The sequence below is a fragment of the Comamonas sp. GW821-FHT11H03 genome (assembly GCF_058807955.1).
Map to the genome: position 1 here is coordinate 241,375 of NZ_JBXARF010000008.1, position 21,663 is coordinate 263,037.

The 21,663-nt window shown below is 58.8% G+C and carries 18 protein-coding genes; 10 read left to right on the top strand and 8 right to left on the bottom strand.

The window, feature by feature from the left end:
- Positions 1-985 precede the first annotated feature (985 nt).
- Complete coding sequence (locus AC1RTQ_RS18395) at positions 986-1,798, top strand: MerR family transcriptional regulator (RefSeq protein ID WP_492877824.1); 813 nt, start codon at positions 986-988, stop codon at positions 1,796-1,798.
- Between the two features lie 636 nt (positions 1,799-2,434).
- On the opposite strand, the gene AC1RTQ_RS18400 is transcribed toward AC1RTQ_RS18395, so the two are convergent.
- Positions 2,435-3,004 (bottom strand): TetR/AcrR family transcriptional regulator, encoded by a 570-nt coding sequence (locus AC1RTQ_RS18400; protein ID WP_492877826.1) that lies wholly within the window; start codon positions 3,002-3,004, stop codon positions 2,435-2,437.
- An 85-nt stretch (positions 3,005-3,089) separates the two neighbouring features.
- Here AC1RTQ_RS18400 and AC1RTQ_RS18405 point away from each other — a divergent pair, with 85 nt between their 5' ends.
- A complete protein-coding gene (locus tag AC1RTQ_RS18405) occupies positions 3,090-3,557 on the top strand; it encodes a nuclear transport factor 2 family protein (protein ID WP_492877828.1) in 468 nt (155 codons plus the stop codon).
- Positions 3,558-3,783: 226 nt separating this feature from the next.
- Here the strand turns inward: AC1RTQ_RS18405 and AC1RTQ_RS18410 are convergent, their stop codons facing one another.
- Positions 3,784-4,200, bottom strand: coding sequence for a DUF6841 family protein (locus AC1RTQ_RS18410; RefSeq protein WP_492877830.1), 417 nt, complete (start codon positions 4,198-4,200; stop codon positions 3,784-3,786).
- 368 nt (positions 4,201-4,568) lie between these two features.
- Here AC1RTQ_RS18410 and AC1RTQ_RS18415 point away from each other — a divergent pair, with 368 nt between their 5' ends.
- Positions 4,569-5,009 carry a hypothetical protein gene (locus AC1RTQ_RS18415; RefSeq protein ID WP_409817637.1) on the top strand — a complete coding sequence of 147 codons (441 nt, stop codon included), beginning with the start codon at positions 4,569-4,571 and terminating at the stop codon, positions 5,007-5,009.
- Between the two features lie 270 nt (positions 5,010-5,279).
- Here AC1RTQ_RS18415 and AC1RTQ_RS18420 read toward each other — a convergent pair whose 3' ends face one another.
- Positions 5,280-5,897: a TetR/AcrR family transcriptional regulator gene (locus AC1RTQ_RS18420; RefSeq protein WP_492877832.1), complete on the bottom strand. Its 618-nt coding sequence runs from the start codon at positions 5,895-5,897 to the stop codon at positions 5,280-5,282.
- Between the two features lie 147 nt (positions 5,898-6,044).
- Here AC1RTQ_RS18420 and AC1RTQ_RS18425 point away from each other — a divergent pair, with 147 nt between their 5' ends.
- From AC1RTQ_RS18425 to AC1RTQ_RS18440, 4 genes are all read left to right on the top strand, one after another.
- Entirely contained in the window at positions 6,045-7,094 is a 1,050-nt protein-coding gene (locus AC1RTQ_RS18425; RefSeq protein ID WP_492877834.1) for an SDR family oxidoreductase, read from the top strand.
- A gap of 236 nt (positions 7,095-7,330) precedes the next feature.
- A complete protein-coding gene (locus AC1RTQ_RS18430; protein WP_492877836.1) occupies positions 7,331-8,416 on the top strand; it encodes an alpha/beta hydrolase family protein in 1,086 nt (361 codons plus the stop codon).
- A gap of 42 nt (positions 8,417-8,458) precedes the next feature.
- Positions 8,459-9,031 (top strand): histidine phosphatase family protein, encoded by a 573-nt coding sequence (locus AC1RTQ_RS18435; RefSeq protein ID WP_492877838.1) that lies wholly within the window; start codon positions 8,459-8,461, stop codon positions 9,029-9,031.
- 1,534 nt (positions 9,032-10,565) lie between these two features.
- Positions 10,566-12,506, top strand: coding sequence for a methyl-accepting chemotaxis protein (locus tag AC1RTQ_RS18440; protein WP_492877840.1), 1,941 nt, complete (start codon positions 10,566-10,568; stop codon positions 12,504-12,506).
- Between the two features lie 740 nt (positions 12,507-13,246).
- Here AC1RTQ_RS18440 and AC1RTQ_RS18445 read toward each other — a convergent pair.
- Both AC1RTQ_RS18445 and xdhC read right to left on the bottom strand, forming a co-directional pair.
- The gene (locus AC1RTQ_RS18445; RefSeq protein WP_492877842.1) at positions 13,247-14,563 is read right to left on the bottom strand and encodes a urate hydroxylase PuuD; all 1,317 of its coding nucleotides are present in this window, start codon (positions 14,561-14,563) and stop codon (positions 13,247-13,249) included.
- Positions 14,564-14,855: 292 nt separating this feature from the next.
- Positions 14,856-15,686, bottom strand: a complete 831-nt coding sequence (xdhC, locus tag AC1RTQ_RS18450) for a xanthine dehydrogenase accessory protein XdhC (RefSeq protein ID WP_492877844.1) — start codon at positions 15,684-15,686, stop codon at positions 14,856-14,858.
- Between the two features lie 196 nt (positions 15,687-15,882).
- Between xdhC and AC1RTQ_RS18455 the strand changes: the two genes are divergently transcribed.
- Positions 15,883-16,362 carry a hypothetical protein gene (locus AC1RTQ_RS18455; protein ID WP_492877846.1) on the top strand — a complete coding sequence of 160 codons (480 nt, stop codon included), beginning with the start codon at positions 15,883-15,885 and terminating at the stop codon, positions 16,360-16,362.
- An 85-nt stretch (positions 16,363-16,447) separates the two neighbouring features.
- Here the strand turns inward: AC1RTQ_RS18455 and AC1RTQ_RS18460 are convergent, their stop codons facing one another.
- Positions 16,448-17,032, bottom strand: a complete 585-nt coding sequence (locus AC1RTQ_RS18460; RefSeq protein WP_302089535.1) for a BPSL1445 family SYLF domain-containing lipoprotein — start codon at positions 17,030-17,032, stop codon at positions 16,448-16,450.
- A gap of 326 nt (positions 17,033-17,358) precedes the next feature.
- Here AC1RTQ_RS18460 and AC1RTQ_RS18465 point away from each other — a divergent pair, with 326 nt between their 5' ends.
- Entirely contained in the window at positions 17,359-17,748 is a 390-nt protein-coding gene (locus AC1RTQ_RS18465) for a DoxX family protein (protein ID WP_302089534.1), read from the top strand.
- 137 nt (positions 17,749-17,885) lie between these two features.
- Here the strand turns inward: AC1RTQ_RS18465 and uraH are convergent, their stop codons facing one another.
- Entirely contained in the window at positions 17,886-18,236 is a 351-nt protein-coding gene (gene uraH, locus AC1RTQ_RS18470; RefSeq protein ID WP_302089533.1) for a hydroxyisourate hydrolase, read from the bottom strand.
- 325 nt (positions 18,237-18,561) lie between these two features.
- On the opposite strand from uraH, the gene ggt reads away from it, so the two are divergent.
- Positions 18,562-20,391, top strand: coding sequence for a gamma-glutamyltransferase (ggt, locus tag AC1RTQ_RS18475; protein ID WP_492877849.1), 1,830 nt, complete (start codon positions 18,562-18,564; stop codon positions 20,389-20,391).
- 220 nt (positions 20,392-20,611) lie between these two features.
- Here the strand turns inward: ggt and glxR are convergent, their stop codons facing one another.
- Positions 20,612-21,523 (bottom strand): 2-hydroxy-3-oxopropionate reductase, encoded by a 912-nt coding sequence (gene glxR, locus AC1RTQ_RS18480; protein WP_302089531.1) that lies wholly within the window; start codon positions 21,521-21,523, stop codon positions 20,612-20,614.
- Positions 21,524-21,663: the final 140 nt, after the last annotated feature.

Here is a 21,663-nt window from a genome sequence, read left to right on the forward strand (position 1 = left end):
CTCATCAGATGCGCTCCATTCAAGGATGAGCTACCCCATATAGCCCAAAGCTGAGCCTGGAAAATCTAGGGTGTCGTCGTGACACACAAGTCTTGGCTCTCGGGCAGCGCAAATTTAGTTGGTACATGCCATAAACGAGCCGTTGAACGCAGCCTGTCCTGAACGGCCGCTTCACCCTCGGGAGCGGCCGCTCGATTGCGAGGTTTGCCACGCACTGTCTTCAAGGGCCGCTTCTGTGTGCCCGATGGGCTCGGGGCGCCCCAAAGCAGTCTGTCAACGACGCCGCTGCCGGAATCCTACCCTTGCCGTTAGCCAGGAGCAGGTTTCTTGCTATAGGGAAGCAACAACGCCACCAATATCATTGTTAAACCAATGGCTACAGCGACGTATCGACCTCCCCATCCCTCAAACTGAATCACAAACCAGTATGCGAAGTAAGCCAGTGCTGATTTGGCGCTACCACTATGAGCGGGTAGTCCCTCTGGCGCGCCAAATGTGATGGCTATCAAGGACGCGCCAATAGTAAATAGGATGCCTCTCATTTTTGATCGCATAGCGTCACGATGATTTAGCTGGGCAGATGCTCTTTGCACCTAGGTATTCGGCACCTCTGGTGCTCGGACTGTCTAGCAACGACTAATAGGATCGTAGTCATTTAGGCAGCGACAAACCAGATGCGGTTTCGGCGACGCTCAGCTGGATGTCCGCCTATGGCCAGTAGTGTGAGTCCACGGATGTGCCAATATGCAGTCACTCAGATACACGAGTCAGACCCGAGAAGTCAGCTGTCAGCGAGGTGGTGCTACCGGCCAATACCGGTTATTTGCCGCCAACAGCTAAACGAGCGGTTTAGACTGGAAACGGACACGCGGCAAACGTGTCGAGCGCAAGGTGGTGATTTCCGCATTCGACTATCGAGACACTGCGCTTGACCCGGCCGTTGGGTCCGACCTGATGATCTTGGTTCGTCACTTGGGGAACCCGTTTGTCTACTCACACCGAATCAATACTCGCGGCCGAAGCCGCTCGCCGCCTAGGAGTTTCAATCAAGGCGCTGCGTCTTTACGAACAGAGAGGCTTGCTACAGCCAAAGCGCACAGAGGCCGGTTATCGGCACTACGACCCGGACGATCTTCGCACGGGACAGGATATCGTGGCGCTTCGGTCTCTAGGGTTGAGCATCGCCCAAACTGCGCAGGCGATCAAGGGAGATTTGACAGTAAGAGATCAGGCGCTCGCACTTCGTGAAGCGGAACTAGGCGCTCAGTTCACGGACGTTCAAAGGGCGAGCGAACGCTTGAGAGAACTGCGTCATAGTCTGGCAGGCGGGCTAACACCCCGACCAGGCGATCTGGCCGATGCACTTGGCGTGCACAGCGCCTTAGTGTCATTTGAACTTCCATGGCCTTGGGGCGGCGAGCAGTTTACTTTTCCAAGCCACGCGCTGTTAACGTATTTGGTTAGGCCGCTTGGTAGCGGCAAAACACGACTTGCCTTGCGCCTCTCGGAGGAGATACCCAACGCGCGGTTCCTTTCCCTTCAAAGACTTGATGATCCGCGCAAGTTTGAGCGGGGCCTCAAGCTAACGCGAGACGAGGTCGCCACGCTGGAACGGCGGCTCGAATGGCTGCGTGAGGAAGGTGCCACGGATTTTGGGCCGTTAAGGGTGCTACTGGGTGCGCTCGCGGTCGGCGGTGGCCAGCAACCATTGGTTATCGACATGATCGAGGAGGGTTTGACGCGCCCTTCTCAGGAGGCACTTATCTCACTCTTGCGCAGCAGTCTCAGAACGCGCTAGGAACAAGTGGTTGCAATGACACGCTCTTCGTCGATTCTTGATCTCGGAAACCTTGGCCCGGGCGAAGCAATCCTGTACTGCCCAGCAAATCATTCGCCTCCGTTTTTTGTTCCACCGTTTGCGGGCGCTGTGGGCTACGAGTCTCTTTCCTTGTGCCTATCTACCCCAGACGTGCGCAAAAGAGTTGCTCTTCAACCCTCGTAAGCCTGTTCAACAGGACAGCGTTGCGAGTCTTGACGGAAGTCTGGTTTGTGCTGCGTTGCCGACTTAACTTGCGGCGAACCGAAAGTCGTCAACGGGTCGGCAGCACCTGTTCATGATCCGTGAGAGCAGACTTCCAGCAACTTATCGGCCTGCACTGACGATCACTGTCCACTGCTCGCCTGAAGTCCGTCATTAGATAGTCACCGGCATCATTACTCGGATGGCCGGTATGGAACAGTGATCGTTTGGAAGCGTTGCAGCTACGAGCAGCGGCAATCGCTGCGGAGCATTCGTCGGCTCAGCTTCATGGATGGCGGCTCAGGGTCGGTCAGCAACCGTCGCAGATCGGCCAGAAGCGGCCGTTCAGTGCACCGTTGGCGCTTCGGCCTGCAAGACTCATGACGAGCTTAGCTGCAGAGGTCACACGCGGTCTTACCTTACGAGGACTTTTTCAACGACGACCTTGAGGTTTTCAAGCACTTCCTCAAGTGGCTGGCCCATCTGTACGTGCACGATAGCGCCATCCACGGGCAGCGAAAGCGACTGGCCTACAGAGACAGCGTGGTCGCCGAACAGCTCATCCAAAACGCATGCCATCTCTTTTTTGTGCTGTCGCACAACTTCCAGAATCCCGGGATCGGTAGATCCCAGCTCTGCAGCAGCATTCAGGAAAGCGCAGCCTCGAAAGTGGGTCTGACTAAACCAGCCACGGAGAGTACGAAGCAGTGCCTCAGTCGCGCTCGCTCCGTCACGGGACTCTTGCGCCAAGCTGCTCTTGAACCAAGAAATCCACCCTTGGTGTCGGTAATCGAGGTAAGCCCGAATCAACTCGTCTTTGCTCGCATATTGCCTATAGAACGTGACCTTGCTGACGGACGAGCGATCGATGATCCGGTCAACACCCGTCGCTCTGATTCCTTCGCTGTAAAAAAGGTCATGGGCAGCTACCAAGATTCGCTCACGTGGAGGCAGTCCGGAAAAAGATTGTTTGTCAGAGTTCATGCAGACATTGTAGACAGATCGTTCTACATCGAATAGTATCGAGCATGTAGACAGATCGTTCTACATACCTACATAGAGGTCCATCATGGAATCACGCCCACCCTTGCCCCAATTCACACACGAAACTGCCGTACAGAAAGTTCGCTTGGCGGAAGACGGCTGGAACACACGCGACGCAGCCAAGGTTGCCTTGGCCTACACGCCGGACACGAAGTGGCGCAACCGCGCTGAGTTCGCCAACAACCGGGCCGAAGCGCAGGCTTTCCTTGAGAGAAAGTGGAAGAAGGAACTTGACTACCGACTCATCAAGGAGCTCTGGCTACATGAGGGGAATCGAATAGCAGTTCGCTACGCCTATGAGTGGCATGACGACGCGGGCAACTGGTTCCGGTCGTACGGAAACGAAAATTGGGAGTTTGAGGCCAATGGCCTGATGCGCCGTCGCTACGCTTGTATCAACGACATGCCCATCAAGGAATCGGATCGTAAATTCCACTGGCCACTTGGACGTCGTCCCGACGACCACCCAGGACTCACCGAACTGGGGCTATAACCAGCACAGACGACCTAAAGCAGCTTTGTCCGCTTTGGGTGGCGATAGCCCCAGATCGGCCAGAAGCAGCCCTTGGAGACATTTCTACAGGCAGCTGCTTCAGGCTGTGAGCGGTCCGTCGCCGAGCGGCAAACTTGATGGGACAGCGCCACAAACCTGAGGTGCCCATTAGCGGTCGTTCGTGTTGGCCAGCAATCGATCCCAACCGGCCACAGACTTCAGTCGCTTAATAGGAGCGAAGAGATATACCCCAAGTGTCATTTTGCTTGACCACAATCCAGAGGTTGGTGTGACGACTCAGCTCTTCATCCGTGTCCGAGCGTCGCGTGTAAGTGACGAGGAAATGGACCTTGTTCTGGCTGCTCAGAACCGGCACTTTCGATTCGTATCGAGTAGATGACCAGCCAGTGCTTTTTAGCCGCTGGAAAAAATCGGAAGGATGCTGATTAGGAACATCCCAAATCAGGGCGTCAGCTCCCGAAATCATCACATGCGGGAAATGAAGTTGTGCATCCATACCTGCCAAATCCAGTGCATTGAATGCAGCGGTAAATTGGTCAAGGCAGCCCGATGCTTCTTCAACTGCATCGGGGTCAATGGAACTGTCACCCGTTTTGCTAACAAAGGAAAGAAAGCTGCGCATAACCTGTCTCGGGCCACTGTTTAAAGTAGGTCATGTTAAGGGCAGCAATCCTCCGTACATATGGCCTACTTCGGAAGGCCGCTCCTGCCCGACTGTCGATGGCCTGCACCCGATTGAATCCACAGCGGAGAGCTGACGCAGGGGCTTCAACATCGAATGCCGGCGGCGATCAACAGCTGAACCTGATGGACTCTGGCTGCAATCTCCAAGAATCGGCATTCAAGGATTTCCGCAGCCCTTGTCGCAGACCACCCCGACCCGGCCCCTTGATGACGATTCACCGTGCCTTGAGGCAAAATCCAGATGATCGGGGCAAGCCTGGCGTCAGGTCTGCCGGGAAGCCCACCTTGAAGAATGGAACAGCATCAATGGCACTGACGAAGAAGGGCGAGTTCTGGTACGGGACGACGTCCGGCGACACCCAAGCCGAGCTGCGCAGCTACAGCATTGCGAATCGCTATGAGGCCGTCCGGTTTGCCTCGTCCAAATGCAATTGCGGGTGCCGGACTTTTGCGCTGCAGACCGATGAAGAAGCCGGTGTGGCAATCCGCATCTGCACCGACTGCGGGCAGAAACACCTGATGGGCGACAGCGCGGACTACGTTGAAGAGGCCGCCCCCGAGGCGCACGAGTGCGTGTGCGAGAACGAGGTGTTCGAGCTGATGTCCGGCGTCTCCGTGTATGAGGGCACACATGACGTGCGCTGGTACTACATCGCCTGCCACTGTGTGGAGTGCAATCTGGTTGGGGTCTTCGCAGACTGGAAGTGTGAAGCGGGTGATGCGGCGGCCTTCCTCGCCAAGGTATGAGCGCGCGCCCCCGCTGAGATCACGCTCGCAGGCTCGAGCGGCCGAGGCGTGTCTGTCATGAGGTGGTTGCTGGACTTGGCTGTATCAATGACGGCAATCGCCGATCCTGGTGGATCGTGACTCAGCGCCTAAACAGCAGCAATCGCCAACACCAGTCGTTGAACGTCAGGTGTCTTGAACGGCCACACACCCCTCGTAACTGGCCACTCGGTTGCGTGGTTCACCACGTACCGGCCTGAATGCCCGTTTCTTAGCACCATCGAGTCGTGGCTACGTCGAACTTGCGATCAATCCACGTAGAAAAACCATGATCAAGCGTCCAGTCAGCTCCTGGCGGTCGGTGGTCTTTTGCAGTGCAAGCCCATGTGAAAGTGCCATGAAAGCAGCCGCTAGTTCATGAGGCTCGGCAGGAGTGGAGCGACCAAGCTTTTCAAACAATAGGTCGATCACGCCGCCGATCTCGGATTGGTGTCTGTCCCAAACCTTTTGGTACTCCGTCGCGAAAGATGGGCTACGCCTCGCATGCAACTGCAGTTCTATGGAAAGCATGCACCAGTCAGCATCGTGATTGAGGGTAGAAGCCCAGGCCTCCAGTCGGGCCAGCATTTGCTCGGGCAACTGTGCGTTGTCGCCCATGAGCGTAGTAAGTTGCATCGCTTCTGCATCCATGTGCCGTCGCAGCAACTCTAGCAAGACATCCTCTTTGCTTGAGAAGTTTGAATAAAAAGCGCCTTGGGAATAGCCAGCGTTGTTCGCGATGTCACGGATCGATGCGCCTCCATACCCGTTTGTCACAAACAAGTGCCGTGCAGCGTCGATCAGGTGCTCGCGAGTCTGTGCCCGGCTTTCGTCTCGGGTCAGGCGTCTTCTTGCAGTCGTGGTGCTCATGACTTTAAAGATATCACATGAGATTCAGATATCGAACGTTGTGTGATCGCGTGTGCGCGCACACCGAAAAATTTTCAGATATCACTTGAGATTTCAAAGTTCCAGCGGTACATTTAAATTTCAAATGATATTTGAAGATCAATCGAAATGAAAAAGTACAGCAGTCCACAGTCCGCTTTTGTCACTGGCGCCACAGGCCTTCTCGGCAACAACCTTGTGCGTGAGCTAGTTGCGCGCGGCGTCTTCGTCAAGGCTCTCGTCCGTTCGGAAACCAAAGGTATGCAACAGTTCGCAGGAGTGAAAGGCGTGGAGCTGGTGCAGGGTGACATGGCAGATGTGCCCGCTTTCTCCAGGGCGCTGCAAGGATGTGACGTGGTGTTCCATACCGCAGCCTTCTTTCGAGACAACTTCAAAGGCGGCAGCCACTGGGAAGAGCTCAAACGCATCAATGTAGACGGCACACAGCAGCTTATCGAGCAGGCATACGACGCCGGCATCCGGCGCTTCGTTCAGACTTCATCCATCGCAGTGCTGAATGGCGAGCCGGGTGCGCCCATCGATGAGACTTGCCTGCGTGACCTAGCAGATGCTGACGACGACTATTACCGAAGCAAGATACTGGCCGATCAAGTCGTATCGGCCTTTCTTGACACACATCCGGACATGCATGCGAGCTTTGTCTTGCCTGGCTGGATGTGGGGTCCTGCCGATATCGGCCCAACCTCGTCAGGACAATTTGTCAACGATGTGGTGCTTGGCAAATTGCCTGGGTTGCTGCCAGGGAGCTTCTCGGTTGTCGATGCTCGCGATGTCGCGAAGGCGCAAATTTCAGCTGCAGCGCGCGGCCAGCGCGGTGAGCGCTATCTGGCCGCCGGCCGCCACATGACGATGCAGGAATTGGTTCCCTTGGTGGGGCAGATCGCGGGAATCAAGACGCCGACACGCAACTTGCCTTTCCTGCTTCTGTATCTCCTGGCGGCGGCGCAGGAACTCTACGCGAAGATCAGCGGCCAACCCATCTTGCTCAGTTTGGCGACGGTGCGGCTCATGCGCAAGGAGGCGGGACGAAGTCATTTCATTCACACGAAGAGCGAACAGCAGCTTCAATTGAAATTTCGCCCCATCGAGCAAACCGTTGCCGATACGCTAGCTTGGTATCGCCGCCATGGTTGGCTACCCAATGCGTCACCCCAATAACGCCAGGTAAACCTCTTCATTGCCCTAGCTCTGGGGGATCTGCCCAAGCCCAACAAGGAACGACTGTGACGGACCCATTGATCTTGAAACGCTTGATGCTCCTTGGAGCCGTCGTTCTTTCTGCGGTGGCTCCGCGCGAATCCGCTGCGCAGAGCAGCTCCTCAGTCAGGGCAGCGGACAGCATGGCCGAGTTCTGCAGGAGAGGACAGGCGGAGTACCCGGAAGGCATCGCTCGCATGCATCCTTCGTTCAAGTTCAACATCTGTTGGTGGCTTGAGGATGCAGGCATCGAAGCGAGCACGTTCGATAACATTATTGGAAGGTTGCCAGAGAACGCGGGGCCGTCGCAGGCGGCTTGGCAGGCGACTTTTAGCAAGCCCGCCCAGGTGCATCTGGCACGAGCGCATGCGGCCGAAGAGCGCGGCGAGAGCGAGAGTGCATCGGCCGAATACAAAAAGGCCGCGTTCTATCTGCGGATGAATCGACTGCCCAAGCAGGTCCCCGCTGCGGATCTGCAGGCAACCGAACGAGCTTACGCAGTCCTGGGAACACCGCTCCAGCGGATCAAATTCAGGACCGGCGAAAAGGATTTCATTGGCTACTTCCGAACACTGTCGACACTAGGCAGCAGCAATAAGAAGCCTCCGGTGCTGGTCATTCTCGGTGGCCTTGACAACCTGAAGACGGAGATGATCCGGCACAGCGACTACTTCATGGGTCGCGGGTTTGCGACCCTCCTTGTGGAAAATCCAGACACCGGGGAGAACCAGTTGGGATTCCGCCCGGAGTCCTCTGCGATGCTTGACACGGTTGCGGACTACATCAAGACGCGCCACGACCTAGACACAAGCCGAGTGGCCGTGTACGGCTGGAGTATGGGGGGCTATTTGGGAACTCTTGGCGGGCTGCGAAACGACTTCTACCAAGCGATTGTCAATGTAGGTGGCCCTAGCGATTCGAGCTTCGGACAAGAGCATTGCGAGAAAGCGCCTGCATGGATCGTCGCTCCCTACACCGTGTTTGCCAACATGAATCCGCTGACGACACCTCGTCAGGCGATGTGCGAATACTACGAAGCATTCCAACTCTCTTATCAATTGAAGATGCCCACCGCGGCGCAGTTGCGCAAACCCATCCTCATGGTGAACGGCGCCCGCGAAGATCTCGTATCCAGAAATGAGCCTGCATCTCTTGCCGCTCTCGGCTTCAACGTGACGCAACTGGTCTTTGGAGATGACGGCCACACGGCGGAGTCGAACATGCGAGAGCACTTCGAGTTCACCGCGAACTGGCTCATGCGGCGGCTAAAAGTCGGCGATTGATTGGACCGCTGACAAGCAATCGATGAACTCTGCACCCACTCAATGAACCGAGAAATTATTTTGATGCGCCACGGTCGGCCGAACTTGGCTCCAGGCGGCAAGGTTTCAGCCCTTGAAATGAAGTGCTGGATTGAGCATTACGAGCTATCCGAAATCGTAGAACATGCCGTCCCTGTGGCCAGCATGGACCTGGCCGCCACAGCAAAGGTGATCATTTCGAGCAATGCACCCCGAGCACTGGCGTCTGTTCGGGCATTGGGCCTTCGACCTCATCTCATAGATGCGATTTTCTGCGAGGCGAAGTTGCCTCACGGAAGATGGAAACGACCTCGCTTTTCCCCATTTACGTGGGCATTTTTTCTTCGGATTGCATGGCTGTGCGGCTTTTCTGGAGGAGTCGAATCTGCCCGAGAAGCTAAAGTAAGAGCTAATACAGCGGCTCAGCGACTTCAATTGATCGCAAATGAAGGCCCCGTTCTGCTGCTTGGCCATGGCTTCATGAATCGATTGATCGCGAAGCAGTTGGAGTCTGCGGGGTGGATTTGCCGAGAAAGCAGCGGTACGCGGTACTGGAGCGCAGCGGTCTATCAAATGAGGCTGGGGGAAAGGAAATAGGTTGTCACTGGCACGACCCGTCATGTGACCTAGCGGGTTTCTCTCAGGAGTGATCAGGAGTGATATCCAGGCATATTTCCCCCTAAAGGGGACTCATTTAACCGAGTCGATTCATGGCTGACTTGCGGCCCCGAGCAGTCACTTACGTGAATGCGTGAGCCAATGGGCTTTCGCCATCACGCAGCAGTGTTGCTGTCTCGCGCAACCAGAGTCCGTCTACATCATGTTAGGAAGTTGGGGAATTCTGATGCAATCACCAGGCACGATAGTCGAGCAGGCGCATCAATTAATCGATCGCATCAGCACGCCGCCAAAGTCTGCTGTCGATTTCGAGGCTATTGCAGACAGCCTTCTACACCTTGCGAACTCCCCTATGTGGCAAGTAGCTCCTTATCCTGTAGCTCGAGTTGGCGAGGAGGCTCTCTATGAACTCGCCGTCGCTGGGGATCGGCCGGCACTGTATCTTGTCTCGGATGGAGTTGGCGTCACAAGTCCTCCTCACTGCCACGAAACATGGGCTGTCGTGGTGGGCATTCGGGGCTTGGAATTGAACCGCCTCTACACGAAGTCCGCTAAGTCCGGAATCGTCGTCGAAACCACCCACGTTGCAGTGGGCTCTGGCGAGGTTCTGCTCCTAGGGCCCGACGATATCCACTCCACCGAAGTAGTTGGCCAAGCTGCTACGTATCACCTCCACCTCTATGGGAGGCCATTGAGTGCTCTTTCAAGTTTTCAAGCCCGTTGCTTCAGCCTTGGTAGCCCATGACATCCGACGCCAAGCTTGAAGGCCGGCTCGGCAAAACCGAAGTCCTCTAGATCGAAATGGTCTAGAACTGAACACGTCGCCAAGCTGCGTTCGGCAACATTTCGCCGATAGAGCTCGAGCGGCAACATTCACAAAGCTGCGAGGCTGTCGAGTGAATCCGCATCGATTCAGTGCGATTACGATTGCGCATATCAGCCCAGATCACACAATACCGCGTTGCGCGGCTTCAGCTAACAGATGCAGGCCGGCCATTACCGGCGATTGCCGGCAATAAGCATCGTTGGTTGAGGGACTACTTTGGGCCGACAGCGCCTATTTGCGAGCCGAGATAGCTTACTTCCCGCATTCCCGGGGGCAGACTATTAGCGAAGGGGCTGTTGCTGACCTGAAAACAGTCATTGGAGAAGTGACTGTCTTGGCGCTCTGAATCAGCGCTATGACGAGGTGAGCGGTAGCTCACCCAGCTCCGATGAGCGGCAGCAACCGCCAACACCGGTCATTGAACGCCGCCTGCCCTGAACGGCCGCTTCACAATGCTCTTGTGGGTTTCATCCAGTCCGACTTGCTACAACTCAATCCTGGCGGTCTGCTCCTTGTCTGCTCCTTGTAGTCAGTGCATGTCCATGAGTCACGTGACTGATAACGCAGCTGCCATCAGAGCAGTTGGAAATTCCTAGGGAAACTGCCTCCCTCACGAGGAATTTCCCATGAGCCGAATCAAGGTACATTGCCTTCCAACAAATTATTACGCTTTGTGGAATTGTTCTCATGTTCAACAGCCTGCGCGCTCGCCTGATCGGTATCTGTGTAGCCATCACCACGCTCTCCCTGCTTGCCCTGGCGCTCTCCACCTTTTTCTCGGTGCGCAGCGGTACCGAGCGCTCGCTCGACGAGCGCATAAGCCAGCTCACGAAGCTACATGCCAATGATCTGGCCGAGTGGGTGCGAGACAAGCAGCGCATCACCAGCTCGCTGCAGCAGGCGGTGGGTAAGCAAGAGCCCGTGCCCTTTCTGTTGGCGGCCAAGCAGGCCGGTGGTTTCGACGACACTTATTTCGTCTATGCCAGCGGCGCCCATGTGTTCGCCCACCCCATGCCCGAGAACTATGTCGGGACGGAGCGCCCCTGGTACAAGCAGGCCGTGCAGGCCGGCAAGCCCAGTGTGACACCTCCCTACATCGATGCCAGCACCGGCAAGCTGACGATTAGCTTCGTCGAGCCCGTGGGGCCGGCCGGCCAGTACACGGCCGTGGTTGGCACGGACATGCATCTGGATACCGTGACGCGCAAGGTGAATTCCATCCACGCCACGAACAAGAGCTTTGCCTTCCTGCTGGATGGACAGTCCAACATCCTGGCCTATGCCAAGGCGGAACTGGTCATGAAGCCCTCCTCCGGCATCGCGCCGCAGCTTGATGCCGGGCTGCTGCAGAAACTGGCGCAGGACGGCGGCAGCGCCGAAGTGGACGTGAATGGCGCAACGCAGCTGGTCTATGCGTCCCGGGTAGACGGCACGCCCTGGCTGCTGGGCGTGGCCGTGGACAAAGCCGAGGCTACGACAGCCGCACGCCAGCTGCTGCAGATGGAGATGCTGATCGCGGCGCTGTGCGTGGCGGTGGCCGTGGCGCTGCTGTCGGTCAGCGTGAACCGTCTACTGCGCCGCCTCTTCGTCGTGCGCGATGCGTTGGAGGATATCGCCTCGGGTGAGGGCGATCTGACGCGGCGCCTGGATACCGCGGGCAGGGACGAACTGGCCCAGATCGCCACGGCCTTCAACCGTTTCACCGACAAGATCGCTGCCGTGTTGCTGCGCATCCGCCAGTCCTCGGAGTCGGTGCGCATTGCCACCAGCGAGATCGCCAGCGGCAACCAAGACCTGTCCTCGCGCACCGAGCAGCAGGCCAGCTCGCTTGAAGAGACCGCTGCCGCTATGGAGCAGCTCACTGCCACTGTTCAGCAGAACGCGGCCAGCGCGCGCCAAGCCAGCGAGCTGGCGAGCAATGCCTCCGAAGTGGCCACACAAGGCGGTGCCGTGGTGGGCCAGGTGGTGCAGACCATGGGCGGCATCGAGTCCTCGGCGCGCCGTATCGTGGACATCATCCAGGTCATCGACTCCATTGCCTTCCAGACCAACATCCTGGCGCTGAATGCGGCCGTGGAGGCCGCGCGCGCCGGCGAGCAGGGCCGCGGCTTTGCCGTGGTGGCGTCCGAGGTGCGCCAGCTGGCTCAGCGTTCGGCCGAGGCTGCCAAGGAAATCAAGGTGTTGATCGACGATTCGGTGAGCCAAGTCAGCACGGGCAGCCGCCTGGTGCATAAGGCGGGCACCACCATGCAGGACGTGGTGGACAGTGTCAACCGCGTCACGGCCATCGTGGCCGAGATCAGCAATGCCAGCCAGGAACAAAGCCGGGGCATTGCCGAGGTCGGCAGCGCCGTTACCCAGATGGACCAGAGCACGCAGCAGAACGCCGCACTGGTGGAACAGGCCACGGCAGCGGCGCAGTCGCTGCAGCAGCAGGCGCACCAGTTAGCCGAAGTGGTAGCCGGCTTCAAGCTACAGGCCCACGATGCGAGCGACGGCACCGAGCGGCTGGCCGATCTGCGGTTGGCTCGCACCTCTTCACCCCGCAAAACCTCGACAGGTCAAATTAGAAACACGCTTGCTTCCCAAGGCCTCAAGAAGGATGAGGAGATCCTCTCTCAAACTTGAGTGCTGATACGACCGCCATCCGCCTCTCGGGTGCATCTCATGGACGCCTGGAAGCGTCCTGGAGAACGCTTGATCAGTTCGGCGCGTGAGCCGTCGTTACGATCCTCTCAGTAAACTCGATCCCAAGGCCATCCCTGCCCAAATAAGCAAAAAAAGAAGCGATGCACCCTCGGGGGCATCGCTTTTTTATGGCCTAGCCCATGACGGGCGTGGCTTCGTCACGCTCATGGCCTTTACTGCCGATGGCTAACCGATAGGTCACGATGCAGCCATGAGCCGCAGCAATCGCTGCATACCAGGCATCGGTCGTCAAAGCTCGGATGACGGCAACAGGTCGAAAGCACCAGTTCGGTGCATGCAAAAACGGGCACCTGGAATTCGTGACAGTCCGGGGACCGCCTTGAGCGTCAAAGCAGACCTGCGTGGCAGTCACGCTTAAATAACTGCTTGGGCACTGGCAGTCATAGGCCTCTTTGAGTTGAGCGACTGCAGACAGCCCTAGGGGCGCTCTCAGCTCTATTGACGGAGGCTCCCACGCTTGCGCTGCGCTCACGAGTCCAGTCCGTTGAATTTTCAATAGAAAAAGCGCTCACAACGAGCGCTTTTTCGATTAGGGAAAGGGAGTTCACGACTTTGATGCCGCAACCTCCCTCCCCTGAAAGCCGCATGGATGTCAGGCCGCTGTTGACGGCTTCAATTTCCAGTTAACGACTTTGACTACCCAGAACAACCGCTGATGATCAGTTCACGGCAGCGCCGGACTCGTACCAGGTCTTGATCAGGTTACGTTCCTCATCCGACAGAGCCGCAGGGTTGCCGAAAGGCATCTTCTTCAGCTGAACCACCTGCTGGTAGATCTGCTGGGCGTGCGACTTCACCGCATCGGGGGAGTCCAGACGAACCGCCTTTTGCTGAATGGCCGTGCCGTGGCACACCACACAATGCTGCTGGAAGATGGCATTGACCTTGGCAAAGCCTTCGCCGCCAGCGGCTGCGGGAGCAGCAGCAGGTGATGCGCCTTCGACGGCAGGAGTTGCCACTTCAGCTGCAGGGGCTGCGGGAGTTGCAGCCTGCCCGGCTGCGGGTGCCGCTGGAGCGGCCGCCACTGGGGCAGTTACAGCCACAGGAGCGGGCTTGAGCCAGACGAACACGGCCAGCAGAGCAGCTACGCCGACAGCAGCGTAAGGCCAGGGGTGGCTGTTGCGACCCAGCTTGTAGCCGTGGCGCATCACGAAGAACTGGCGAATGGCAGCACCGGCAAACATCATGCCGATCAGCACCAGCCAGTTCATCTTGTGGCTGTACAACCAGCCATAGTGATTGGACAGCATGGCGAACAGCACGGGCAGCGTGAAATAGGTGTTGTGCACGCTGCGCTGCTTGGCACGTTGACCGTGACGTGGGTCCACAGGCTCACCAGCCTTGAGCGAAGCCACCACCTTGCGCTGGCCAGGGATGATCCAGAAGAACACGTTGGCGCTCATGGACGTCGCGATCATCGCGCCCATCAGCAGGAAGGCCGCCTGACCGGGGAAGATGTGGCAGGCCAGGTAGGCTGCGATACACACCAGAACCAGAACCATGGCACCGACGGTGGCGTCGCCATTCTTCTTCTGGCCGAAGGTTCGGCAGATGAAGTCATACAGCAGCCAGAAAACCACCAGGAAACCCAGAGCCGAAGCCACGGCAGCGCCGGTGCTCATGGCATTGGGGTCGCCGGGAGTGACCAGATAGATATTGGCGTTCCAGAGGTAGGAGACCGTCAGCAAGGCAAAGCCGGACAGCCACGTGGTGTAGCTTTCCCAGTAGAACCAGTGCAGGTGATCCGGCATCTTGGGAGGAGACACATTGAACTTGACGGGGTGGTAGAAACCGCCACCGTGCACAGCCCAGAGTTCGCCGTTAACGCCCTGCTTCTTCAGGTCGTCATCCACGGGCGGCGTCAAGCTGCTGTCCAGGAACACAAAGTAGAAGGAGGAACCGACCCAGGCGATCGCGGTAATGACGTGGAGCCACCGCAACAGCAGGCCGGCCCAGTCGAGAATGTAGCTTTCCATAGCTCTCAACCTTGGCAGCGTGAGGCTGCCGAACAACCTGCTCACCACTGCGGGCGCTCTGAGCAGAAGAAAAGGCCGCGCTCCCGGACGTTACACACGGGGCACCGCTGCGACCATTCTGTCGACCGAAAGTGTATGCAATTTTTGCTGCCGAAACTCTCGAATCAGGGATAAACCACCCTAGAGATTTCCCTAATACAAGATCGATATGCAAGGATCGGGCCTGATTTTCAGGGCGAGTGACAGCATGTTTGCGGCAACATGCACCAGATCAGGTCCATTCGTTGCACCATCAGCTTGCAGACAAGCGCTGCAGAAGCTGTGCTGCCACCGCCACAGCGATCACCTCGGGCTCCTTGCCGGTAATGCCCGGCACGCCGATCGGGCAGGTGATGTGGGCCAACTCTGCATCGCTGAACCCTCGACTGCGCAAGCGGCTGCTGAAGCTGGCCCATTTGGTCTTGCTGCCAATCAACCCCACAAAAGGCAGATCTCCGCGCTCGCGCTGACGCAGCAGGCATTGCGCCACCACCTCCAGGTCTTCGGCATGGCTGAAGCTCATGATGAGCACCTGCGACTGCGGCGGCAGCTGTGCCACCGCAGCCTGCACCGGATCGGAATGCTCGCACTGCACCCCTATCTGCTCCTCCACGGGAAAGACTGCATCACGGCTGTCCACCCAGATCACGCGGTACGGCAAGCTGCGCAAAATGCGCACCAGCGCATGCCCCACATGCCCCGCCCCGAACAGGGCCACACATTGCGACGGCTCGGGCATCAAGGCCCGCAGACGTTGGGCCTCGCTGGCGTCAAACCATGCAAAGTGCAACTCCAGCGCACCGCCGCAACATTGGCCCAGACTGGGGCCAAGCGCATACCGCTGGATATGCTCGCGCAAGGCTGCGGGGTCTGCGTCCCACTGCGCCAGCAACTGGCGCGCCTGGGCAATGGCCTGCCACTCCAGATGACCACCGCCGATCGTCCCCATCACCTCATCGGCAAACACAGCCATCCAGGCCCCCTCCTCACGGGGCACGGAGCCACGAGTGGCCTGTACCTGCACCCAGCACAGCGGCTGCTGCGCCAGACGATTCAAGATTCCTTGCTGTGTTTCACTCCACATGACTGAACGCCGATTGCTTTGATGACCGATGTTCATGCATTTTGCGAGCCGCAATAGACAGACAAGCGTATGAGCACATTAATCGGATGCATATCCGAACCGGATTTGACGAGTCGTTGCAGATTTTTCACGAGGAGGCGTGAGAATTGCCCCCCCAGGCAGCTGCCTCCATCCATTTGCGGCTACGCTTGGCGGCATGCCTGAAACCCACGACCCCACCCGCGCCACACCAGCCCGCCGCCCCCTGAAGTGGTTGCGGACCGGGATGATGGCTGCCGTTGCAGCGGTGCTGACCGCCTGTCAGATCGCGCCCCAAAGCCCATCCATCGGCACGACGCCTGCCGACAAGGCCAGCCCCAGCTATCGCAAGCAGGCTGCCCAGCACCTGTATGAACGCAACTCCGGCCGCATCTACCAGGGCATGCTGCCGCCTATGCTGTATGCGATCGGCGTGCTCCAAGTTCAACTTGACGGCCAGGGCCGCGTGAAAAACCTGCACTGGATGCGCAAGCCAAGCCATGCCCCCGAAGTGGTGGCCGAGATCGAGCGAGCCGTGCGCTCCGCTGCCCCCTTCCCAGCCCCGGGTCGCAGCGTGACCTATACCGACACCTGGCTGTGGGACAAGTCGGGACGCTTCCAGCTCGACACCTTGACCGAAGGTCAGCTGGGCCAGTGAAAGTGCACAGCGATGCAGCCCGCTGCATCGGACAACAAAAAAACCGGCCAAGGCCGGTTTTTTGTTGCGACAAGCCAGGCGAGGCTTATTCGACCACTTTGGTGATCTTCGTGCCCTGCAGCGACACGCCCGCTTCCAGGCCCGCATTGGTCAGCACATAGCTGGTGACGGGAGCCTGGGCAGTCGTGGTGTCCACGCTGCCGTTGGCACCGATCCGACCGGCAGCCACGGTGGCATCAGCCCCCACGGACCAGCCGTCGCTCTTGAGGAACTTGTCCAGCGCTTCCTGCGTGTTGAACACATAGATCACAGCCTTGGACTGGCCACCAGCTTGCCATCCGATAGAGGCCGCTGTCGTGCTGTAGAAGCCACGGTTGGAGCCGCCCACGCGCAGCACGCCACGACCATGCTCGACCCCGACCACAAAGCTGCCGCCAATCACCGACGGGAAGATCAGCACCCCCTTGGCACGTTGCACCATCTCCTTGGATCCTGGTGCGGTCTGGTACAGGCGCTCCAGAGCGGCATTGGCACGGGTGTTGACCGTTGTGGAATCGGAACGGGGAGCCGATGCCGTATCAGGCTTGGTCGTCGTGCAGGCCGTCATGGTCAAGGCACCGGCAGCCAGTGCGGCAGCCATCGCAACAGAACGCAGAGAAATTTGACGCATACCTATATCCTTTCATGGGATGAATGTGTAGACACATTTCAGAGGTAGAAGGTCCTGAAGTCCGACATGGAGTCGCTTTTGCACATCCCCCCGATGCAAAGCTGTCAGAAACAGGGTTGGCACGATGCTAGTGCGCAGCGTTGCCGATAAAACTCAGCGGTTACAGCTTGCGCCATTGGCCTACAGAAGGCAAGAGCAGTTGTCGAAAAAGACCTACAAGATGAACATAAAACAAGACTTGGCCCCATCCATGGGCAAGCAGGCGAATTGTCTGAAACAGGCGCTAGCATTATTGGTATAAGCGTAGCGCTGACGACAGGATGTTCATGAAATTCTGGAATTACTTTCACCACCCCAAGGCAGCTCTGGTCGTGCTGCGTGTCACCCTGGCTTTGCTCATGCTGCTGCACGGCTGGGCCAAGATTCGCTATGGCATAGGCAGCATCGAGGCCAAGATCGAGAGCCTGGGCGCGCCGGGATTTCTGGCCTATGCGGTCTATCTGGGCGAAGTGATCGCGCCCTTGCTGTTGCTGGTGGGCCTGTGGGTGGTGCCGGCCGCACTGGTGATTGCCATCAATATGGTGGTGGCATTTGCGCTGATGCACACCCGGCAGATTCTGATGCTCAACAACACCGGCGGCTGGGCGCTGGAGCTGCAGGCCTTTTATTTGGTGAGCGCCCTGGTGGTGGCCATGGCCTATTCCAAGGGGAAATAAAAGCTCATAAAAACAGGAGCAGCTTGCGCCTGTCACCTCTAGGTTTCAATGCCTTTTAATGCTGAAACCTTGAAGGGACTTGCGCAAGCCGCTCCTATTTTTGCCATGTCTCCCTGATAGAGAGACCCGCGACCCGGTCAGGAGCCGCGATAGGTGGAGTAGCTCCAGGGGCTGACCAGCAGAGGCACATGGTAGTGCTGCTCCACATTGGCCACGCCGAAGTCCAGGCTCACCTTGTTCAGAAAGCTGGGCTCGGGCAGTTGCACGTCACGGGCCTTGAAGTAGGCAGCAACATCAAAGGTAAGGCGGTAAGTGCCGACCTTGAGCGTGTTGTTGTCGAACAGCGGCGCATCGGTGCGGCCGTCATGATTGAGCACCAGGCTCTTGATCAGCGTGGCCTTGTCGCCTTCGGTGGAAAACAGCTCGACGGCCATGCCTGCGGCGGGGCAGCCATTCATGGTGTCGAGAACGTGGGTGCTCAGGCCCATGGAAATCTCCTCACAGGCAGTTTGCCACTGCCCTTGGTTGTACCAAACACACGACTTACGCAAAACGGGCTCAGGCCGGGCGGCTGCCTCCGAAGGCAGGCCGTTGTTGCATTCCTGTTTGCGTAAATCCTAAAACATCTAAGCCATCACAAAGCCTGCCCGCGCGTGAGCGCAGCGCTTTGATCACCAAAGTGTATACAGTTTCTGTACTCCATCAAAGGCTTTTCTGCCTTGACTTTCAGGCACATAGCCAGCGCTGCCCGGTTGGACTCTTTACCGGCCTCTATACACTGGCCCGACCCATCAAGCGAACAGGAGACAACGCATGCAATTGCGCACCACCGCCCTGGCAGCCAGCCTGCTCATCGCTCTGGCCGGCCTGAGCGCCTGCAGCGGCACGGCCACGCTGGAGCCCGCCAGCAACGAACGCGCGGCCAGCCGTAGCGATGCCAATGCTCAGGCGCCAGCGCCTGCCGTCACCCAGAGCGCCGCCGCCCAGGCAGCCGCTGCCGCCTATGACTTCGAGCTGGATGTCTTTCACCCCGTCATCGCCAAGAACGGCATGGTGGCCTCGGAGCAGGAGCTGGCCACGCAGATCGGCGTGGATATTCTCAAGGCGGGCGGCAATGCCGTCGATGCCGCCGTGGCCATGGGCTTTGCACTGGCAGTGGCCTTGCCCAACGCCGGCAATATCGGCGGCGGCGGCTTCATGATGGTGCACGACGCCAGGAGCGGCAAGGACATTGCACTGGACTTCCGCGAAGTGGCCCCCCGGGGCGCGTCACGCAATATGTATCTGGATGCCGGCGGCAAGGTCATCGACGGAAAATCGCTCTACACCCACTACGCCGTGGGTGTGCCCGGCACCGTGGCAGGCATGACGCACGCGCTCTCGCGCTGGGGCAGCATGCCGCTGGCCAGGGTCATGGCTCCGGCGATTGCGCTGGCGGACAAGGGCTACCCTGTCAGCGTCACACTGGCCAAGACTCTGGATCAGGAAAAAAAGAACATGGGCCGCTGGCCTGCCACCCAGGCCGTTTTCTGGAGAAACGGCGCTCCGCTGCAAACCGGCGAGAGGCTGGTGCAAAAGGACCTGGCGCAGTCCCTGCGCCTGATCAGCCAGCAAGGTGCCAAGGCCTTCTACGAGGGCGCGATCGCGCAGAAGATCGTGGCCGAGATGGCGCCTCACGCCCATGCCCTCAGCCTGCAGGACCTGCGCGACTACAAGGTGGCCGAGCGAGAGCCCGTGCGCGGCAGCTATCGCGGCTACCAGATCGTGACCATGCCCCCGCCCTCTTCGGGCGGCGCGCACCTGATTCAGATCCTGAACATGATGGAGCGCTGGCCCATGAATCAATGGGGTGCCGACAGCGCGCAAAGCGTGCACTACATGACCGAGGCCATGAAGCTCGCCTATGCCGACCGCTCGGAGTACCTGGGCGACCCGGACTTCGTGAAAATTCCGCTCAAGGGGCTGATCTCCAAGAGCTATGCCAGCGAGCTGGCCGCAAGCATCAAGCCCCAGCAGGCCAGGTCCGGCAAGGACATCCGGCCCGGCAGGCCCCAACCGTATGAAAGCGACCAGACCACCCATTACTCCGTGGTGGACAAGGCCGGCAACGCGGTGGCCGTAACCTACACGCTGAACACCAATTTCGGCAGCGGCATCGTCGCCAAGGGCACGGGGATTTTGCTCAACAACGAGATGGACGACTTCTCGGCCAAGCCCGGTGTGGCCAATGCCTATGGTCTGGTGGGCGGCGATGCGAATGCCGTGCAGGCTGGCAAGCGGCCGCTGTCGTCCATGACACCGACCCTGGTGCTCAAGGACGGCAAGCCGGTTCTGGTCACCGGCAGCCCGGGCGGAGCGCGCATCATCACCACGGTGCTCCAGCAAATCGTCAATCACATCGACTTCGGCATGAACCCGGCCGAGGCTGCGGCCACGCCGCGCTTTCACCACCAGTGGACGCCTGACGAGTTGCGCGTTGAAAAGGGCTTCAGCCCCGATACGCTGGCCCTGCTCAGGCAATGGGGCCACAAGGTGGCACTGAAGGCATCCATGGGCCGCACGCAGACCATCGAGATCCGCGACGGCTTGCTGCGCGGCGCTTCGGACCCGCGCAACCCCGATGGAAAAACCATGGGGTACTGACGCAAAAAAAGCCGCGCTCCCCCGAGCGCGGCTTTCACTTGAGGCGGCTGCTGGCCGTACGCGTGGCCAGTGGCCGCCCTCCCCACCTTCGTTCCCAGAGCCGCCCACACAACCCTTGATTCGTGGTGGCGAAGCCTTGCCGTACTTCTCTGTACTGCCTGCGGCTTCGCGCCTCGTCTCAACCGCAAACCTTGGGTTTGCCGGGTCGTGTTCGCCGCTCTTATTCAGCCTTCTGACCGATTTCGAAGTTGGCCTGGATTTCCAGGGCGCGCACCATGCCGGAATGGTCCCAGCCCGCGCCGCCGTGGGCCACGCAGCTGTTGAACAGTTCCTGGGCCTGAGCGGTGTTGGGCAGCGACACGCCCAGCTGACGCGCGCTGGACAGGGCCAGGTTCAGGTCCTTCTGGTGCAAGGCGATGCGGAAGCCGGGATCGAAGGTGCGCTTGATCATGCGTTCGGCATGCACTTCCAGGATCTTGGAAGAGGCAAAGCCGCCCAGCAGGGCTTCACGCACGCGGGCCGGGTCGGCACCGGCGCGCGATGCGAACAGCAGGGCTTCGGCCACAGCTTCGATGTTCAGCGCCACGATGATCTGGTTGGCCACCTTGGCTGTCTGGCCGTCGCCATTGCCGCCCACCAGGGTGATGTTCTTGCCCATCTTGTCGAACAGGGGCTTGACGCGCTCGAAGGCTGCGTCAGGGCCGCCGACCATGATGGACAGGGTACCGTTCTTGGCACCGACTTCACCACCGGAGACGGGGGCATCCAGGTACTGAGCACCAGCGGCTTCGATGCGCTTGGCAAAGTCCTTGGTGGCCACGGGCGAGATGGAGGACATGTCGACCACGATCTTGCCGGAGCTTCCCTTGAGGCCGGCGGCCACGCCGTCTTCACCGAACAGCACCTTCTCCACGTCGGGAGTGTCGGGCACCATGATGAAGATGATGTCGGCACGCTCGGCCACACCGCGAGCGGTGGTGCACTGGGTGGCGCTGGTATCGGCGATGTTGGCAGGCACCTTGCCCACGGTGTTGACGAACAGCTGGTGGCCGGCCGCAATCAGGTGGCCGCACATGGGCGCGCCCATGATGCCCAGACCGATAAAGCCCAGCTTGAGAGACGATGCGTTCATGGTTGTACTCCTCAGTTTTCTTGAAACTCAACACGACTCACGCAAGAACCGGTTCGGGCAAGGCGACTGCCTCAGGCAGGCTCGCCGTTGCTGCATTCCTGTTTGCGTAAGTCCTACTCAAATTCGATGGCCGATGGCGC